The sequence below is a fragment of the Flavobacterium frigoris genome (assembly GCF_900111075.1).
Lineage (GTDB): Bacteria > Bacteroidota > Bacteroidia > Flavobacteriales > Flavobacteriaceae > Flavobacterium > Flavobacterium frigoris.
The window spans coordinates 1-19,228 of sequence record NZ_FOFZ01000014.1; the positions used below are offsets into that span (position 1 = coordinate 1).

Genomic DNA, 19,228 nt, shown 5'->3' on the forward strand with positions numbered 1-19,228 from the left:
AAAAATAAGCTTGTTTAGCGTGCTTCTTTTGAAGTGTAGAATGATTGTTTTTGCCTTAATTAAGTGAAAAACGGAGTTTTTTCACAGCCTGACGTCTCGCGGCTTGCAGAAGTGGCGAACTTCTTAACCGAGATCTTTCGGTTAAGATAAAATTTCTTGCGAAAGATAAACGTGAATTTACCACATATTTCGCCATTTCTGCAAACCGCTGTTACCAGCCGTATTTGTTTCTATTATCAATATTTTGTTGTTACACTATTTGAAAAACTTCCCGAGTTCTCTTTGCCTTCGTAGTTAATCTGAACACTATATTGTTTGTTTTTTTCAAAATTGTCTGATTGAACCACAAATGTGTTTAGACCTTTTTTTGCTTTTGTTTTAGAATTTCCTATCACTTTGTCTGTTTCATAGTCTTGAATTACAATTTCAACTTCTGCTTCCTCGACAAAGTAAATCATTACTTCAATTTCATTAAGTTTCTTACTTATTATATCTCTGATGTTAGTTTTGTCTGTGATGTAATTTCTTTCTCTTTTCGTACCACTTTCAATTCCTTTGATTTTCGTGTAAGTAATTATTCCTTGGACATTACCAAATTCAATAAATGGCATTGGAAAGAAAGGCAAAATGTAATATCTATATTGGTCGCTTTTCGCTTGAACTATTTTCTTGTAAGTGTTTCCTGCGATTGTGTCAAAAGTAACGCCTTGCAGAAATAATTCTTTGCCTTGTTCAGTTGCTACTATTTTCAATTCTGTTTTGTAGTCTTGAAATGCAACAAATTGATTACCTACATAATAACCTTTGTCTGTAACAGTTACTAAAAGTTCTTGAGGATTATCGTAAGAACCGCTTAAATAATTGTAACCTTCAACTTCAAATTTCAACGTTTTTTTATTGTTTACAATGGTGTCACTTAAATATTTGATATTCTTGAATTGTTTGTCTTGATATTCAGCAAGATTAGTTGTGTCGTTGTACCATTTTCTGCGATAAAATAACTGAATTTCATCACCTTTTTCTATGTCGAATTTAGTTGAAGCTGTTAGGCTGTTTTTGAAACCGTTTGTTATGTCATTATAATTGTCGCCCATTAACTGTTTGGTGTAAAACTGTCCATTACTTGAAACAACAAGCGATTGTAAATCGGGAATAAGTATGATATAGATTTCTGAATTTTCTTTTAAGTAATACTTTCTCGGTGTTTTTTTTGTGGCAACTAAACTGTCTCTTGGATAGCTATTTCGTGTGTCTATAAATTCAAGTAAAACATTTGATTGTTTTCCGAAAATTGAAGCAGTTTGTTCTCTGTCAATTTGGTAGTTGATTTTATGAACAACTTTTTTGTTTTTGTCAAGCAAAGAGTAAATTCCATTTTCAAATGTTTCATAGAAAGTTTTCATTTCTCTCTTGTCTGCATAATCAATAAAATCAGATGTTTGAAACTTTCTATATTTTACTTTGTCGATAATTGTGTCAGTTAAGTCAGTTCTTGTTTGCAGTCCAATATTTTCATTTTTCTTGTCAAAATAAGTAGCTCTAACATAAAGTTTAGAGTTAGCTAATTCGCTTCGGCTTGATTGTCCAAAAGCAAAGTAGTTTAATAAAAGCAAAAGTATTGTTAGTGTATGTTTCATTTTTTCGCTGTCGTCATAATATGGCTGGTAACTAGTATATAACATCAAATATACATCTCTTTTTGATTTTCACACTATTGATTTTAAGGTTTTTCTTATTTATACGATTTAGAAAAAGACGGTCCTACTTAGTTTTCTGACATCGTCCAATTTTTCATAGAAATCAACCTCCCGCAAAATTATTAAAAATAAAAATAGGATACTGCCCTACTTTTGAAAAAAGAGTTACTTTAGTATCTTGGATTTCTAGCCCAGATAGAAGCGGTATCCTTTTTATTTTTATCTTTCAAAAAATAAAAAGATACAAGCGCATAGCTGGATAAGGCTCCAAAAAATAATAGTTAATAATATAATACGAATATGAGATTAGAAGATTTTGACAATGATGAGGATAAAATAATCCAAGACCGCTTAAAACAGAAAAACTGGAATGAGATCCGGACTAATGACAGCTGGGCGATTTTTAAAATTATGGCCGAGTTTGTAAACGGTTATGAAAATATGGGACGCATAGGTCCGTGTGTGTCCATTTTTGGATCGGCACGAACTAAGCCAGAAGATCCGTACTATCTACTTGCCGAAAAAATAGCTTACAAAATTAGTAAAGCTGGTTACGGCGTGATTACTGGTGGAGGTCCCGGGATTATGGAAGCAGGTAACAAAGGTGCACATCTGGGCGGTGGAACTTCAGTAGGTTTGAATATTGTATTGCCGTTTGAGCAGCATTTCAATCCGTACATTGACGGCGATAAAAACCTAAATTTTGATTACTTCTTTGTTAGAAAAGTAATGTTTGTAAAATATTCTCAAGGATTTGTGGTGATGCCAGGTGGATTTGGGACTTTGGATGAATTGTTTGAAGCGATGACGTTGATTCAGACGAAAAAAATTGCAAAATTCCCTATCATACTGGTAGGAACTGAATTTTGGTCAGGATTAATCGAATGGGTAAAAAAAGTTTTAATCGAAAGAGAACATACTGTTGGCCCCGACGATTTGAATCTGATACGAATTGTTGACACCGAAGACGAAGTGGTAGAAGTTTTAGATACTTTCTATAAAAAGTACAATTTGCAACCCAATTTTTAAGAAAGGAAGCTGTTTTTACGAACAGCTTTTTTTATGCCTTTTTCAAAAAAATAATTTATTTTGTATCCAAATAAATGTATATTGTGTACTACTAACCAGTTGAATAAAAGTTGAAACCATTTTATAAAATAGCGATTTGTATCTTCGTTTTATTGATACCGATAAAACAATATGCCCAGCATCATTCCCAAATGTTTGTTGAAGTCAATGGGGATGATAAAACTTTGAATATTGAGCAAGAACTCACCTTTTTTAATGAGTCTAATGACACGCTGACTTCAGTAATTTTAAACGATTGGAATAATGCCTATGCAGATGTTAACACTCCTTTGGCGAGACGATTTTCGGATGAATTTTATCGTGGTTTCCATTTGGCCAAAGAAAACGAACGAGGCAGTACTAAAAATCTAACGATTGTTGATTCTGAAAAATTATTTCTTTCATGGGAAAGAACGACTACAAATCCAGATATCATTAGCGTCCAATTAAGAGAAAAACTCGCCCCAAATGAGAAAATAAAATTGCGACTTACTTATACCACAAAAATTCCAAGTGATAAATTCACAAAATTTGGTTATGATGCCACCGGAAGCATGAATCTAAAAACATGGTACCTCACTCCTGCCCGCTATGAAAACCATGCTTTTATAACATACAGCAATGCCAATTTAGATGATATTGCCAATGCGGTGTCTGACATTGATATCGAATTAAAAGTGCCTAAAAGTTTAGAAGTCACCACTGACTTAAACAGCGGGGAAACAATTCAAAAAGAAAACTATTCAGTTTTTAAACTTACAGGGAAAAACAGAAGCAATTTTAGTTTATTTATAGAACCTAAATCTAGTTTTTCCAGTTTTAAAATAGATGATCTTGAAGTGGTGACTAATTTGAAGGAAGAAAAAATAAGTTCAAAACAACAAGCTTACGCTATTGAATGTATTGTAAACTATGTCGATCATTTAATTGGGAAATACCCTTTTGAAAAAATTGTCGTTTCCCAAACTGATTATGATCGAAATCCATTTTATGGATTAAATCAGCTGCCTTCGTTTATCAGGCCGTTTTCGGATGAATTTACCTATGAGATTAAATTTCTAAAGACTTATTTGAATGCCTATCTAAAAAATAGTTTGCATTTAGACAATAGGAAAGACAATTGGATCTATGACGGAATTCAAGTCTATGTGATGATGAAATATATAGAACAGAATTACCCAAACACAAAGATGCTGGGTAGCGCCTCTACCTTTCTATTGTTAAAAAGTTATAATCTGACCAATCTGGATTTTAACGAGCAATACAGCTATTTCTACATGCTGATGGCTAGAAAAAATCTGGATCAGCCACTGGGAGATCCTAAAAATTCTCTGATAAAATTTAACGAACAAATCGCGAGTAAATATCGCGCCGGATTAAGTTTTAGATATCTGGATAATTACCTTGGAGGTGCTGCCGTTACAAATAGTATTCAACAATTCTATGCTGAAAATAAGGAAAAACAGGTCTCTAGAAACAATTTTGAATCCACTTTAAAAAGAAGTACCGACAAGAATATTGATTGGTTTTTTAGAACAATTATTGAATCCCGGAAAATCATTGATTTTAAATTTGCAGATGTTGTAAAATCTAAGGATAGTGTTTCGTTTACCATTAAAAATAAAACTGGGGTTATCGTTCCCGTGCCTGTTTATGGAATTAATAAAGGCGAAATTGTATTTAAAAAATGGTTGGATCCCCAGATAGCCGACAGTGTATTTACTTTAGAAAGAAAAAATGCTGATAAAATTGTTTTAAATTATAAGAATGAAGTTCCTGAATACAATTTAAGAAACAACTGGAAATCACTAAAGTCTTTTTTTCCAAATAACCGTCCCATAAAATTTGTGTTTATGAAGGATCTTGAGGATCCGTATTACAATCAGGTTTTATATGTACCCACCCTCACCTACAATTTATATGATGGTCTCTCGCCTGGATTGCGACTACATAACAAAACGATTTTAGACAAACCCTTTATTTTTGATGTCAATCCGGCTTATTCAACAAATGCAAAAACATTTTCAGGATCTGGTTTTGTGGTTGTCAATCAAAATTATAGAAACAGTCTTCTTTACAACGTACGTTATTCACTATCGGGCGCGTATTTTCATTATGCAGCAGACGCCACCTATTTGAAAATCAACCCGATGATTCAATTAAAAATTAGGGAAGATGACATTCGAGACAACAAAAAACAGTTAATCCTATTGCGTCAAGTGATGGTGAGTAGAGAAAAGAGTGCCCTAGTTATTGACAATTCTACAGAAAATTATTCTGTATTCAATGCAAAGTACTTCAATTCAACAACAGAAATTACCAATCATTTCAGTTTTTCGACTGATCTACAAATAGCCGCGAAGTTTGGAAAAACCGCTGCAGAATTAGAATACCGACAACTATTTGAAAATAATCGTCAGATCAATTTGCGCTTTTATGCCGGTACTTTTCTATACAATACAACTAATTCTGATTTTTTTAGTTTTGCTTTAGACCGGCCCACAGATTACTTATTTGATTATGGCTACTATGGAAGATCTGAAAACAGTGGCTTTTTTAGCCAGCAGTTAATCGTGGCTGAAGGTGGTTTTAAATCAAAACTGAATACGCCTTACGCTAATCAATGGATGACTACTGTGAATGCAAGTTATGCCATTTGGAATTGGATAGAAATCTACGGTGATGCCGGACTATTGAAAAATAAATACCAAAACGAGAAATTTTTATACGACAGTGGTATCCGGTTGAATCTGGTTCCTGACTACTTTGAAATGTACCTTCCAGTGTATTCTTCTAATGGTTGGGAAATAGGGCAAGACAAATACAATGAAAAAATTCGTTTTGTAATTACGTTGTCGCCCAAAATATTAATCAATTTATTTAATCGAAAATGGTTTTAATCGAAAGTATTAATACTTTTTAATTGTATTATTTTCAATAAAATAACAACTAAATTCCGAATAACTAAATTTTACCTTTAGTTACAGCAATATAATTGACAATAATTAAATTTTATTTCTTTCACTGTATTATGATAATAGATAGTTTTTAAGTAAATTTGTTCCTTTAAGTGATACTTTTCAATTATGATAAAAGAAAAAACCAATACCGCATTGACATTTGAAGATTTTCAAACCGAAGTGTTGAACGACTATAGAATCGCTATGATCAGTAGAGAATGTAGTCTATTAGGGCGTAGAGAGGTGTTGACCGGAAAGGCAAAATTCGGAATTTTTGGAGATGGAAAAGAAGTGCCTCAATTAGCCATGGCTAAATTTTTCAAAAACGGTGACTTCCGTTCTGGATATTATCGGGATCAAACATTTATGATGGCTATAGGTCAAATGACTGTTGAACAATTTTTTGCTGGACTATATGGTAATTCAAACATAGAACAAGAGCCTATGTCTGCCGGTAGACAAATGGGAGGTCATTTTGCTACTCATAGCTTGAATGAAGACGGTTCTTGGAAAGACTTAACGAAACAAAAAAATTCCAGTGCTGACATTTCTCCTACTGCAGGGCAAATGCCAAGATTATTAGGACTTGCGCAGGCATCTAAAATATACAGACAAGTTAAGGGAATACCTAATACAGCTAATTTCTCGAATGAAGGGAATGAAATCGCTTGGGGAACCATTGGTAACGCAAGTACTTCTGAGGGTTTATTTTTTGAAACAATTAACGCTGCTGGTGTTTTACAAGTGCCAATGATAATAAGCGTTTGGGACGATGAGTACGGTATTTCAGTTCATGCAAAACATCAGACGACCAAAGAAAATATTTCAGAAATCCTAAAAGGATACCAAAGAAATGATACTGAAAAAGGATATGAAATCCTTAGGGTAAAAGGTTGGGATTATACTGATCTGATTGCTACTTACGAAAAAGCATCTACTATTTCACGTGAACAACATGTTCCCGTTTTAATACATGTAAATGAACTGACGCAACCTCAGGGACATTCTACCTCTGGATCTCATGAACGATACAAAGATGGAGATCGTCTAGCTTGGGAAAGAGATTTTGACTGTATAAGACAAATGAAATTATGGATGATTGCAATTAATATTGCTTCTCCGGAAGAATTAGCCGAAATTGAAGCAAGTGCCAAGAAAGAAGTTTTAGCAGGTAAAAAAGCGGCATGGAGCGCCTTTATTGAGCCAATTGTTGAAGAACAAAAGGAATTAATTTCCTTATTAGAAAAAATTGCAAATTCAAGTAATCATAAAGAAGCCATACTAAAATATGCTTCGAGCTTAAGTAGTGTAAAAGACCCAATAAGAAAGGAAATTCTAATTGCGGCACGTAAATCATTGCGCCTTGTACTTAATGAAGGCGGAAAAAGTGAATTATCAAACTGGATTACTTCATATACTAAGAAAAATCAGGAAAAATTTAGCAGTCATTTACATTCTGATTCTGAATTAAATGTGTTTTCGGTAAAACAAGTTTTGCCGCAGTACGCTGAAGATTCTAAAGAGGATACAGATGGTAGAATGATTTTACGTGATAACTTCGATGCCATTTTTACAAAATATCCTGAAGCATTAATCTTTGGAGAAGATGCAGGAGCTATTGGTGATGTAAACCAAGGTTTAGAAGGAATGCAAGAAAAATATGGTGCACTACGTGTCGCCGATGTAGGAATACGTGAAGCCACTATTATAGGACAAGGTATTGGAATGGCATTAAGAGGTTTACGACCTATTGCTGAAATTCAATATCTGGACTACTTATTGTACGCTATACAAATAATGAGCGATGACTTGGCAACCCTACAATACAGAACAGTAGGAAAGCAAAAAGCACCATTAATCATCCGTACAAGAGGCCATCGTCTGGAAGGAATTTGGCATTCTGGTTCTCCTATGGGAATGATTATCAATGCTATTAGAGGAATTCATGTGTTAGTTCCAAGGGATATGACAAAAGCAGCAGGATTTTACAATTCGCTATTAGAGTGTGACGAACCGGCTTTAGTAATAGAGTGTCTAAACGGATACCGCTTAAAAGAGAAAAAGCCGCTAAATTATGGTGAATTCAAGACTCCTATTGGTGTTGTTGAAACGATGAAAGAAGGTGCTGACATTACATTAGTTTCTTATGGTTCCACATTAAGATTGGTGGAGCAAGCTGCCCAAGAACTTCTTGAAATAGGTATTGACTGTGAAATTATAGATGTACAATCTTTACTTCCATTTGATATCAATCATGATCTTGTAAAAAGTATCACTAAAACAAATCGTTTGTTAGTAATTGACGAAGATGTCCCTGGAGGTGCTTCTGCTTATATTTTACAACAAATTATTGAACAACAAGATGGTTATAATTATTTAGACAGCAAACCACAAACTTTAACTTCAAAAGCACACAGACCGTCGTACGGAACTGATGGTGACTATTTTTCTAAACCATCTGCAGAAGATATTTTCGAAAAAGTATACGGAATGATGAATGAGGTTAATCCTTTAAAATATCCAAATTTATATTAATAAACATAATATTGCATTAGGAAAAACCAACTGCTATGTAGTTGGTTTTTTTTATAATAATAAAATCAGTATCTTGTCAACTAATTAGTTACAAACTCAAACACAATAAAAATGAAAAAAATAACAATGTTTATAGGTGTACTGTCAGTTATGGCAATCGTTTCTTGCAAGGAAAAAGAAGAAACTAAAGAAACTCCAGCGGCTACCACTACGCAAACAATTGAAGTTACTACAGATACTCCTCAAGTGGAAAAAAATCCTGATGGAACCTCTATAAGTGTAGGAACAGATGGCGTTGATGTAAGCACTAAAAACGGGGAAAACCAAACTAGCGTAAAAGTTTCTGAAGGTGCAGCAAAAGTTGAAGTTAAAAAATAATTTTATTTTTTTATAAAGCAAAAATCAAAAAGCCAATCTGGATTCATTCAGTTGGCTTTTTTTATACTACAGTTAATCCAAAATAGCAAAAAATGACAAGTTTAGAAACCGTTATAAGAAACATCCAAAACGTAAAAGTAATAGCTGATTCAATTTCTTTAAATCAATATATCGCTTTAGACTTATCTGTTTTAAATCACAATCTAGCTAAGGAATCATTAGCAGATTCAGCTAATTTTGAAAAATACATTGAAAGTTACTTGACCTTAAATAATTCACAAGTGGCCTATGGAGGCTATAATGAGGAGCGGAATCTTTATAAGCGAAGTACTATTTTTAAAGATGAGGAAACAGAGGAACGAAACATACATATTGGACTAGATCTTTGGATAAAAGCTGGAACACCTATTTTAGCAGCTCTTGATGGTACAGTTCACAGTTTCAACTTTAATGCCGGTTTTGGAGATTATGGTCCAACAATCATTCTGGAGCACCACATCGAAAATCATACATTTTATACTTTATACGGACATTTATCGTTAGATAGTTTAGAAAAAATCGAAATAGGAACTGGTTTTAAAAAAGGACAACAAATAGGATCATTAGGTGATTCAGCAGTGAATGGAGACTATTCTCCTCATCTGCATTTTCAAATTATAAAAAACATTGGTGCTAAAGTTGGTGATTACCCAGGAGTTTCCACAAAAAGCGAATTAGACTTTTATTTAGATAATTGTCCAGATCCTAACTTACTATTAAAAATAAAATCTTAGCTATGAAAAAACTAATCCTCCTCCTAAGTTTAATTGTACTTATTGGATGTAAGTCAAAAAAACCAGATACAACGACTGAGGTAAAACCAGAAGAAGTCCAAATCACGAAATTAGCCGTCGCCGATGTTGACACTAATCTAAAGTCAAAAGCGTATGAATTAGGCAAACGCATTTTAATGACCTGCAATACTTCTAAGTTTAAACCATTTAATCAAAGCGAAGCAACACAATCCGTAATAAATAACATTACGGAAACAAAACTATCAAAAACATGTGCTAAATTCAGACAGTGGTATGGACCGTTTCAGGATCTTAAACTAATGGAAATTTACAAAGACAACGAGACAAAAACAACGATATTTCGTTTTAAAGCACTATATACAAAGGCTGTAGCCAATAAAGAACTTCGTGTTTATATGAACGAACAAAATCAAGTGTCAGCAATCAAGTCAATGGACTGGAATGATGTTTTCGAAAAAAAATTATTTAGAAACACCGATACAGATACTGAATAGCTTTAGATGATTTGCTATTCAACAGTAATCCAAATAGAAAATGACTTAATTTCATTTTCTATTTGGATTTTTTGTTTTAAGTTCATAGCTAGTAATATGGTCAAAACTCCTTCCCTATCCCTGTCATTTTAACAGAGTATCAAAGAGTAGCACATTCCTAATAAAATTACATACAGAACCAACCCATTTATTAATTATCTCAAATCAAAGTATCTGTTTCGAATTGTTTTAACACTTCCAGAATTAATGTCTATTCAAATAACAAACCCTACCACGAACAAGGTATTAAAAAACTTCGATGAAATGACTGACGAACAAGTTCAAGCCACAATCGAGAAGTCTAATCGCTTTTTCCAAGAATAGAAGAAAACTTCTACTGACGATCGAGTAAAAGTATTGCATAAAATATCCGATATTTTGCGCAAAAAGAAAAAGCTAGTTTACCGAGTTAATCAACCTTGAAATCGGGAATGTTTTAGCCTAAGGGGAACAGGAATACAACCTAAATTATTATATGGTAGATTACTAAGTCGATAAAAATGAGGTCTTTCTTGCTGATAAAAACTTAAACGCTAAATCTGGTGAGGCATTAATCAGAAACAGTCATCCAGCGTTTCCATTTATTGTTATGATTTTTGATTCTGCTAAAAGTACTATACTGTTAAATTTCAGGTTGAACAATAGTTAAACTATGCAAACCTAAAAACTAATAACACTACTTTTATTACCTAAATAAAATTTATCATTATGGAAAAATATGCTTTATTAGCACGATTAGAAGCTAAAGTAGGAAAAGAAGACGAAGTTGCTGCATTTTTAAAAAGTGCTTTACCATTAGTACTAGACGAACCAGACACTGTAAATTGGTACGGATTACAAATAGGACCATCAACCTTTGGGATTTTTGATACTTTTGAAACTGAAGAAGGTAGAAAAGCACATCTTGCAGGTAAAATTGCAGAAGCTTTAATGGCAAACGCAGGAACATTACTTTCTAAAGATCCTGTAATTGAATTAGTAGATCTATTAGCCGTTAAATAATCGGAAAGTAGTTAGTCAACTTTTAAGTTGCTCGATATAGTCCGAAAGTAATTTATATCGAAATCTAATCTCAATAAAACAAATTTTACCTTTTAAAGCCAACATAAACATTTTATGTTGGCTTTAATTTTTTTGTTTTATTATTCTAATTAAGACACGGTACATTATCATTTTAGAAATGATATTGCATAATCCTTCAGATGTTGCCGTAATTCAAGGAAGGACCTCTGAGAATAAATACACGCCAATAGATTTATCGGTTACAAATAAATCATTGGAAAAGAATATCATGGCAATACTATCGATTTCTAAAATTTCATCGAAAAGCAATTAGCACCTAATTTAGCTAAAGTTGCTTATAGAGGACATTACGAAGACTGCAATCTACATTAGCGCAATACTATTTTTAAAGATGAGCAAACAAAAGGGTAAAATATACATATTGGACTAGATCTTTGGATAAAAGCTAGAACCTATATTTTATCAGCTCTTGGTGGCACAGTTCATCGGTTTAATTTCCATGCTGGTTTTGAGGATTACGATCCAAACATTACAATAGAAAATCAAGTATTTTATATGGACATTAAACGTTAGATAGTTTAGCGAATATAGCGATTCGAGCTGTTTTAAAAAAAGGCAACAAATAGAATCGTTCAGTTATTCATCGTTGAATGGCGATTATTCTCCTCATCTCCATTTTCAAATTCTAAAAAAAAGTAATACTAAAGATGGTGATTAACTAGGAGTTTGTTCTAAAAATGAATTAGGCTTTCATTTATAAAATTGTTCAGATCCTAGCTTACTACTAAAAATAATTTCTTAGTAATGAAACAAATAATCCTCTCACTAAGTTTAATCGTCCTCCCCTACCCATATCATTTTAACATAATAACTGAATACACCATAAAAACCAATTAACTGACAAATAGAGCGCTACATTCATTAATACCTTACAATACATACCGTAAATAATCACATGTTAAAATTTATGAATTAATTAATAGTACTGTTTTTTTCTTTTAACATTTAGTTGCAACAAATTGAGTGAATTTCGACTTAATTTTATAAAACAAAGTTTAATCTGTATAAAAGTTGTTTAAAAAATGTCGAAATAGATACTGTAGTTCTGAATATCTAAAATCACAGTATCTATTTCTACTCCTTTTAAAACTCTAAAAAGCAAGATTAAATCTATTTTAATTAATTAAAAATAAATTTATGTCTATTCAAACAACAAATCCCACCACAAACAAAGTAGTAAAATCATTCGATGAAATGACTGACGAACAAGTTGAAGCCGCAATCAGAAAGTCGAATGACTTTTTTCAAGAATGGAAGAAAACATCTTATGAAGATCGAGCAAAAGTGTTACATAAAGCAGCCGATCTGATGCGTAAAGGAAAAAGTGATTTAGCCAACTTAATCACCCTTGAAATGGGAAAAATCAAAGCACAAGCGGAATGGGAAGTTGATTTAAGTGCTGATATATTGGATTACTACGCTAATAATGGTGCTGCCTTTCTCGCCGATAAAAAATTAAACCCTGAATCTGGCGAAGCGTTTGTTCGCAGTAGCCCTATAGGTGTTCTTTTTGGTGTTATGCCTTGGAACTTTCCGTTTTATCAGATCGTACGATTTGCTGCGCCAAATATCATGGTAGGAAATACCATTTTATTAAAGCACGCCTCGATAGTACCACAATGTGGTATCGCAATTGAAGAATTATTTAGAGAAGCAAAAGCTCCTGAAGGTTTATACACCAATTTATTGATTTCAGGAAAGCGAAGTACAGCCTTGGTAAGTGATGAGAGAATCAAAGGGGTGTCACTAACGGGTAGCGAAGGTGCAGGTGCAAGTATCGCCGAAGCTGCAGGAAAACATCTAAAAAAATCAGTGCTTGAATTAGGAGGTAGTGATGCCTTTATAATTTTGGAAGATGCAGATATCGATACCGTCGTTGAAATGGCTATTGCAGGAAGATTTAGCAATACTGGACAAAGTTGTGTCGCTTCAAAAAGATTTATTGCTGTAGGAGCAATAGCAGACGAGTTTTTAGAAAAATTTACCAAAAAAGTTGCCTCCCTTAAAGTAGGCGATCCTATGGACCCTAATACACAGGTTGGACCGCTTAGCAGTGAAGGGGCTTTAGTCAACTTATTGGATCAGGTGAAAAGATTTGAAAAAGCAGGTGCTAAAGTTGTAGTTGGTGGTAAAAGAGCTTTTGAAACGGGAGCCTTTATGCAACCTACCATTTTAACTAATCTAAAACGTGGCGTTCCTACTTTTCAAGAAGAGTTATTTGGACCCGTAGCTTCTTTTTACAAAGTTGCCAACGAACAAGAAGCTATTGATCTTGCAAATGATTCTCCTTTTGGTTTAGGAGGCTCGATATTTACAAAAGATATAGAAAGAGCCATAAAAATTGCCGATCAAATTGATAGCGGTATGGTTTTTATCAACGAACCAACAGGTACGCAAGCTGACTTGCCGTTTGGAGGAACCAAAGGTTCTGGTTATGGACGTGAATTATCTGAACAAGGAATTCATGAGTTTGTAAACAAAAAACTAATAAGAGTAAGCTAACACTAACATAATGTGTAAAGTAGCACTTATTTTTACAACAAGGAAATCATTTTTCCATTTTAAAAATAACTGTTTTATTCTCTATTAAATAATTAAAAGTAAAATAATATGACTACAAGACAAATTATATTGCAATCAAGACCTTCGGGAGCACCCACGCTACAGAATTTCAAGCTTGAAAATACCACATTAGATCAATTAAAGTCAGGGGAAGTGCTGTTAAAAGGGCTCTATTATTCGGTAGACCCTTACATGCGTGGTCGAATGAATGACGCTAAATCATACGTGGCTCCCTTTAAGATTAATGAACCCTTGGAAGGTGGTGTCGTTGCTACTATTATAGAGAGTAAATCCGATAATTTTAAAGTTGGTGATACAGTGGTAGGAAGATCTCCGTGGAAAGAAATATTTGTATCAAAAGATGACATTCTACAAAAAGTAGATACTAACGTCCCCGAGTTGAGTTACTACTTAAGTATATTAGGAATGACAGGCTTAACCGCTTATTTTGGATTGATGGATATATGCAAACCAAAAACAGGTGAAACGGTAGTGGTCTCTGGTGCAGCCGGAGCCGTAGGAATGGTCGTGGGACAAATTGCTAAATTACAAGGCTGTCACGTAATAGGGATAGCAGGCACGGATGAAAAAGCAAAGACGTTAATCGAAGATTTTGGCTTTGATCAGGTAATCAATTATAAAACAACCAAGGATATTTATAAATCCGTAAAAGACGCTTGTCCAAATGGTGTAGATGCTTATTTTGATAATGTAGGTGGGGAAATTTCAGATGCAGTTATTAGTGCCATTAATTTTCATGCCCGAATTGCATTGTGCGGGCAGATATCCTTATATAATAGTAAAGAAACACCGATGGGCCCAAGAATTCAACCGATGTTACTAACAAGAAGTGTTTTAATGCAGGGATTTATCGTCGGTAATTACCAAGATAGATTTCCTGAAGGAATGAAACACTTAACGAGTTGGGTTAAAGAAGGAAAACTACAATTCACACAAACAGTTGTAGAAGGGTTCGATCAATTGCCCACGGCATTACTCGGTTTGTTTGAAGGTGTAAATACCGGAAAAATGATTGTCAAAGCTTAAATTATAAAGTGACTTTGAAGGAAAGAAGCTGTTAGCTGTATTATTTAAATACCGTTAACGGCTTCTTTGGTTTGTTATTTTAAAGCTAAAAAAATCGAATAAGACTAGAGAACCTCAAATCGACAACATTCCATTGCTACATAAGAAATAGCAATACCAGATCCTTAATTTTAAAAAACATCTTCTGTTATCGCTAATTATTCCCTATTTTTGGCACAACAAAAGGCAAAATAATCTGTGAATTATACAACTAATTTATAAATTATGTAATTCTTTTTTGAGAAAAAAATGCAAATTTTACAGAATCAGTTAAAAAATAAATAATTTGAAGTTATATATCAAATACATGGTCAGCAATCGCTGCAAACTAGCAGTTAAAGAGGAATTAAAAAAGCTTGGATTGCATTTTATTGTTGTTGATTTAGGAGAAGTGGATGTAATGGAAAACATTACCATGGCACAAAGAGAACTTCTTAAAGAAGGATTACTTAGTGCAGGCTTTGAGCTTATGGATGATAAAAAATCCATGCTGATAGAAAAAATTAAAAATGTAATTATCCAAATGGTTCATCATTCGGATGAAGTAATTAAAGTAAATTTTTCTATTTACCTAAGCGAAAAGTTGAATCACGACTATACTTATTTATCCAATCTGTTTTCTGAAGTGCAAGGAACAACAATTGAGCATTTTATCATTTCGCATAAAACAGAACGGGTTAAGGAATTGATAATTTACGGAGAACACAATATCACTGAAATTGCATGGAAAATGGGCTATAGCAGCGTAGCGCATTTATCAAGTCAGTTTAAAAAAGTAACAGGTCTTTCCCCTTCTCACTTTAAAAATTTGAAAGATAAAAGGCGATCCCCTATTGAAGAAATTGGTATGAAAAATCAAAATAATCTAAGTTAAGTTTTAAAAACATCATGAAATTAATTTTAGAAAAAAGGTTTCAACTCTACTACATCTTGGTTTCCATCATATTGGCTTCTGTACTAGGGATTTTTTACTATAATAACCTTCAGGTAAAGTCCAGTAGCGACTCTGCGGAGCATGCTCAAGTGATTCTACATAAAAACGCTAATGTACTATTAGACATTCTTGATATTGAAACTGGTGTTAGAGGATATATAATCTCTGAAAACTACATTTATTTAGAGACATTTAATAACGCTGTAAAGGCCATGAAAGGAAACTTAGCGGCCCTGTCAATGCTAACTAAGAATAATGCTCCCCAAAATATTCAGGTTGATTCTTTGAAGATGATGACTTCGAAAAATTTGTTTTTATTACAAAAAATCATCGACGACCGAAAAATTGGTTTATTAGATGAAAATGAAAAGATTGCAATACTAGAAGATGGAAAAGTAATCACGGATAAGATCAAGAGCATCATTGCAAAAATCAATATTGATGAATACAATGTTCTTAAACTTAGAAAAATAGAAAACGAAAAAAGCATTCAAAATGCTGAGATACTATTCTTCCTACTTTTAATCTTAATATTTGTTGTTTTTACACTTGTATTTATTATAATTAAAAGTTTAAAAGTTAGAAATCAAGAATTAGAATTATTTACCACTTCACAAAAATTACTTTCTAATTACTCCCTAAGCCTTATCGAGGCTAGTTTAGATCCATTAATTACTATAAATATTGATGGTAAAATTACCGATATGAATGAGGCCACGGTCCAAATTACTGGTATCAACCGCGAAAAATTGATTGGGTCTAATTTCTTCGAATATTTTACCGAACCACAAATGGCACGTGAAGTATATCTCGAGGTATTTGATAAAGGATCAGTTGCTGACTCTCCCTTAACAATTCGTCACAGAGAAGGCAAATTAACAGATGTTTTATTTAATGGATCTGTCTATAAAGACGATAAGGGCGCAGTATTAGGAATTGTTATTGTTGCCCGCGATGTAACCGCCCAAAAACTACTGTCCAATTATTCGTTGAGTCTAATTGAAGCAAGTCGAGATCCATTGGTTACCATCAGTATCAAAGGAAAGATTACTGATATGAATGAAGCGACTATCAAGATTACGGGTATGGAGCGAGAGCTTCTTACCGGTTCCGATTTTTTTGATTATTTCACAGAACCTCAAATGGCAAGAGAAGTATATCAAGAAGTATTCGCAAAAGGATCTGTCGCTGATTCTCCACTCACCCTTCGACACAAGAACGGTAAATTAACAGATGTCCTATTCAACGGATCGGTTTATAAAGATGATCAAGGAAATGTACTAGGTGTCGTTGTAGTAGCACGAGATATCACAGACCAAAAAAGAATTGAGACAGAACTAATTGAAGCTAAGGTATTTGCTGAACTCGCAACGGGAATTGCCGAAGAAGAAAAACGAAATGCTGAAAATGCTACTTTAATTGCCGAGAATGCTGTAAAAGCAAAACAGCAATTTTTATCCAATATGAGTCACGAAATTCGTACCCCTATGAATGCCATTATTGGTTTTACAAAGGTAGTTCTTAAAACCGATTTGACTGAGAAACAAAAAGAATATCTGAATGCCATAAAAATGAGTGGTGATGCACTTATTGTACTTATTAATGATATTCTTGATTTAGCAAAAGTAGACGCTGGGAAGATGTCTTTTGAAAATATACCTTTTAAGGTGAAATCCTCCATTACGTCGATGCTTCATTTATTCGAAACAAAAATTCAAGAGAAAAATTTAAAATTAGCTATAGAATATGATTCCAATATTCCTGCAGTAATCGTAGGTGACCCTATTCGATTGCATCAGATTATTTTAAATTTAGTTAGTAACGCTGTCAAATTTACGATCAAAGGGAAAATCACCGTTAGTGTGCGTTTAATTGATGAAAATGCAGAAAATGTTACCATCGAATTTGCCGTGACTGACACCGGCATTGGAATCCCTGAAGATAAAATAGCGACAATATTTGATAATTTCCAACAGGCCTCAAGTGGAACTTCTAGAATTTATGGAGGAACTGGACTCGGATTAGCCATCGTAAAACAACTAGTGGAACCTCAAGGCGGTAGTATAAACGTCACAAGCAAAGTTGATGAAGGAACTACCTTTAGTTTTAGATTGAGTTTTCAAAAAACAACTGCCGATGCCGAAGTGGAAACCGAAATAATTGAAGTAGAAAAACTCAACAAAAACATCAACGTTTTAGTAGTGGAAGACATTGCTCTGAATCAATTATTGATGAAAACACTATTGGATGATTTTGGATTCGAACGAGATATTGCCGAAAACGGGAAAGTAGCAATTGAAAAACTAGAAAATAATTCCTATGACGTCATTTTGATGGATCTCCAGATGCCAGAAATGAATGGATTTGAAGCTACGGAATATATCAGAAATACGATGAATTCTGAAATTCCTATTATTGCATTAACAGCTGATGTGACAACAGTAGATTTAGCCAAATGTAAATCGGTAGGAATGAATGATTATATTGCAAAGCCCGTGGACGAGCGCTTGCTCTATAGCAAAATCTTAAATATAGTTAGGAAATCATCTTCCAAAAAAGCAAAAGAGATTAAAAAAAATAGTGTGGTTAAAACTAAAAAATATACTGATCTAGCCTATTTAGAGTCCCGTACTAAATCGAATCCTAAATTAATGATGGAAATGATTGATGCTTACTTACAGCAAACACCTGCTATAGTAGCTACAATGACGGAGAGTTTAAGAAACAAGGATTGGGAATTACTGAGAGCCTCAGCTCATAAAATGGTACCTTCCTTTTCTATCATGGGTATCAGTACTGAATTTGAAGAAATGGCAAAAAAAATCCAAAGCTACACCGCTGATAGCGCAAATCAAAAGGAAGAAATAGCTGATTTGGTGCTGCAACTTTCAAATGCATGTAATCAAGCATGTGCAGAATTAGAAATAGAATTTAATAATATAAAAAACAAAAACTGATGAAAAACGAAGAAAAAATAAAACTATTTTTAGTAGATGACGATGCCGTTTTTCTAAAGTCATTAGAAATCGAATTTCTTCATCACACTGATTTCGTAGTCGAAACCTATGCAACTGGTGAACTTTGCCTAGCTAATTTAGAGAAAAAACCAGATGTAATCATCCTTGATTATCATTTGGATGGAATTGATAAAAACGCGATGAACGGGATTGAAACTTTAGATAAAATCAAAGAATTTGATCCAGATATTCCAGTTGTAATGTTATCCTCTCAAGATAAAATTGATGTCGCCATCAGTTGTATGCACCACAAAGCTTTTGATTATGTCGTAAAAAGTGAAACTTCTTTCTTGCGACTTCAAAAAAACATTACTGCCTATTTCCATTTTGAAAGAATTGAAAAAGAGTTAAATTGGTACATGGCTAGAATGTAATGATCTGATTTATTGCGCAACTTAAACAACACACCATAAAAAAGCTAAGCCTGTCAAATGACAGGCTTAGCTTTTTTTACATTAATCACAAAAAATTTAATTGTTCAAATCATGTTAATTGTATAATGTTTAAGCATATTAACATAACTTCTTTGGTAATAATATCATCACATTTGAATAGTGATAATTAATTCACAATTTAAACCC

Annotated in this window: 14 protein-coding genes; 13 read left to right on the forward strand and 1 reads right to left on the reverse strand. The window is 33.4% G+C overall.

The genetic code is table 11. The annotated features are described in order from the left end of the window. Positions 1-236: 236 nt before the first annotated feature. Entirely contained in the window at positions 237-1,637 is a 1,401-nt protein-coding gene (locus tag BMW63_RS14685; protein ID WP_139174261.1) for a hypothetical protein, read from the reverse strand. A gap of 360 nt (positions 1,638-1,997) precedes the next feature. Here BMW63_RS14685 and BMW63_RS14690 point away from each other — a divergent pair, with 360 nt between their 5' ends. The 13 genes from BMW63_RS14690 to BMW63_RS14745 all read left to right on the forward strand — a co-directional run bounded on the left by BMW63_RS14690 (position 1,998) and on the right by BMW63_RS14745 (position 19,021). Beyond that, positions 1,998-2,726, forward strand: coding sequence for an LOG family protein (locus BMW63_RS14690; protein ID WP_074724228.1), 729 nt, complete (start codon positions 1,998-2,000; stop codon positions 2,724-2,726). Positions 2,727-2,917: 191 nt separating this feature from the next. Beyond that, positions 2,918-5,665 (forward strand): gluzincin family metallopeptidase, encoded by a 2,748-nt coding sequence (locus tag BMW63_RS14695; RefSeq protein WP_074724229.1) that lies wholly within the window; start codon positions 2,918-2,920, stop codon positions 5,663-5,665. 186 nt (positions 5,666-5,851) lie between these two features. Then, positions 5,852-8,260 carry an alpha-ketoacid dehydrogenase subunit alpha/beta gene (locus BMW63_RS14700; protein WP_074724230.1) on the forward strand — a complete coding sequence of 803 codons (2,409 nt, stop codon included), beginning with the start codon at positions 5,852-5,854 and terminating at the stop codon, positions 8,258-8,260. A 111-nt stretch (positions 8,261-8,371) separates the two neighbouring features. After that, on the forward strand, positions 8,372-8,638 hold the full coding sequence (locus BMW63_RS14705) for a hypothetical protein (protein WP_074724231.1): 267 nt from the start codon (positions 8,372-8,374) through the stop codon (positions 8,636-8,638). A gap of 92 nt (positions 8,639-8,730) precedes the next feature. Beyond that, on the forward strand, positions 8,731-9,411 hold the full coding sequence (locus tag BMW63_RS14710) for a peptidoglycan DD-metalloendopeptidase family protein (protein ID WP_074724232.1): 681 nt from the start codon (positions 8,731-8,733) through the stop codon (positions 9,409-9,411). Between the two features lie 2 nt (positions 9,412-9,413). Continuing rightward, a complete protein-coding gene (locus tag BMW63_RS14715; RefSeq protein ID WP_074724233.1) occupies positions 9,414-9,926 on the forward strand; it encodes a hypothetical protein in 513 nt (170 codons plus the stop codon). A 747-nt stretch (positions 9,927-10,673) separates the two neighbouring features. After that, positions 10,674-10,967, forward strand: coding sequence for a putative quinol monooxygenase (locus BMW63_RS14720; protein ID WP_074724234.1), 294 nt, complete (start codon positions 10,674-10,676; stop codon positions 10,965-10,967). 178 nt (positions 10,968-11,145) lie between these two features. After that, complete coding sequence (locus tag BMW63_RS18200; RefSeq protein ID WP_175460301.1) at positions 11,146-11,301, forward strand: hypothetical protein; 156 nt, start codon at positions 11,146-11,148, stop codon at positions 11,299-11,301. 884 nt (positions 11,302-12,185) lie between these two features. After that, positions 12,186-13,550 carry an NAD-dependent succinate-semialdehyde dehydrogenase gene (locus tag BMW63_RS14725; RefSeq protein ID WP_074724235.1) on the forward strand — a complete coding sequence of 455 codons (1,365 nt, stop codon included), beginning with the start codon at positions 12,186-12,188 and terminating at the stop codon, positions 13,548-13,550. 108 nt (positions 13,551-13,658) lie between these two features. Next, a complete protein-coding gene (locus BMW63_RS14730) occupies positions 13,659-14,657 on the forward strand; it encodes an NADP-dependent oxidoreductase (protein WP_074724236.1) in 999 nt (332 codons plus the stop codon). Between the two features lie 346 nt (positions 14,658-15,003). Then, a complete protein-coding gene (locus BMW63_RS14735; RefSeq protein ID WP_074724237.1) occupies positions 15,004-15,570 on the forward strand; it encodes a helix-turn-helix domain-containing protein in 567 nt (188 codons plus the stop codon). A 14-nt stretch (positions 15,571-15,584) separates the two neighbouring features. Beyond that, entirely contained in the window at positions 15,585-18,587 is a 3,003-nt protein-coding gene (locus BMW63_RS14740; RefSeq protein WP_074724238.1) for a PAS domain S-box protein, read from the forward strand. Further along, positions 18,587-19,021, forward strand: a complete 435-nt coding sequence (locus tag BMW63_RS14745) for a response regulator (RefSeq protein WP_074724239.1) — start codon at positions 18,587-18,589, stop codon at positions 19,019-19,021. The genes BMW63_RS14740 and BMW63_RS14745 overlap by 1 nt, the downstream gene beginning before the upstream one ends. Positions 19,022-19,228 lie beyond the last annotated feature (207 nt).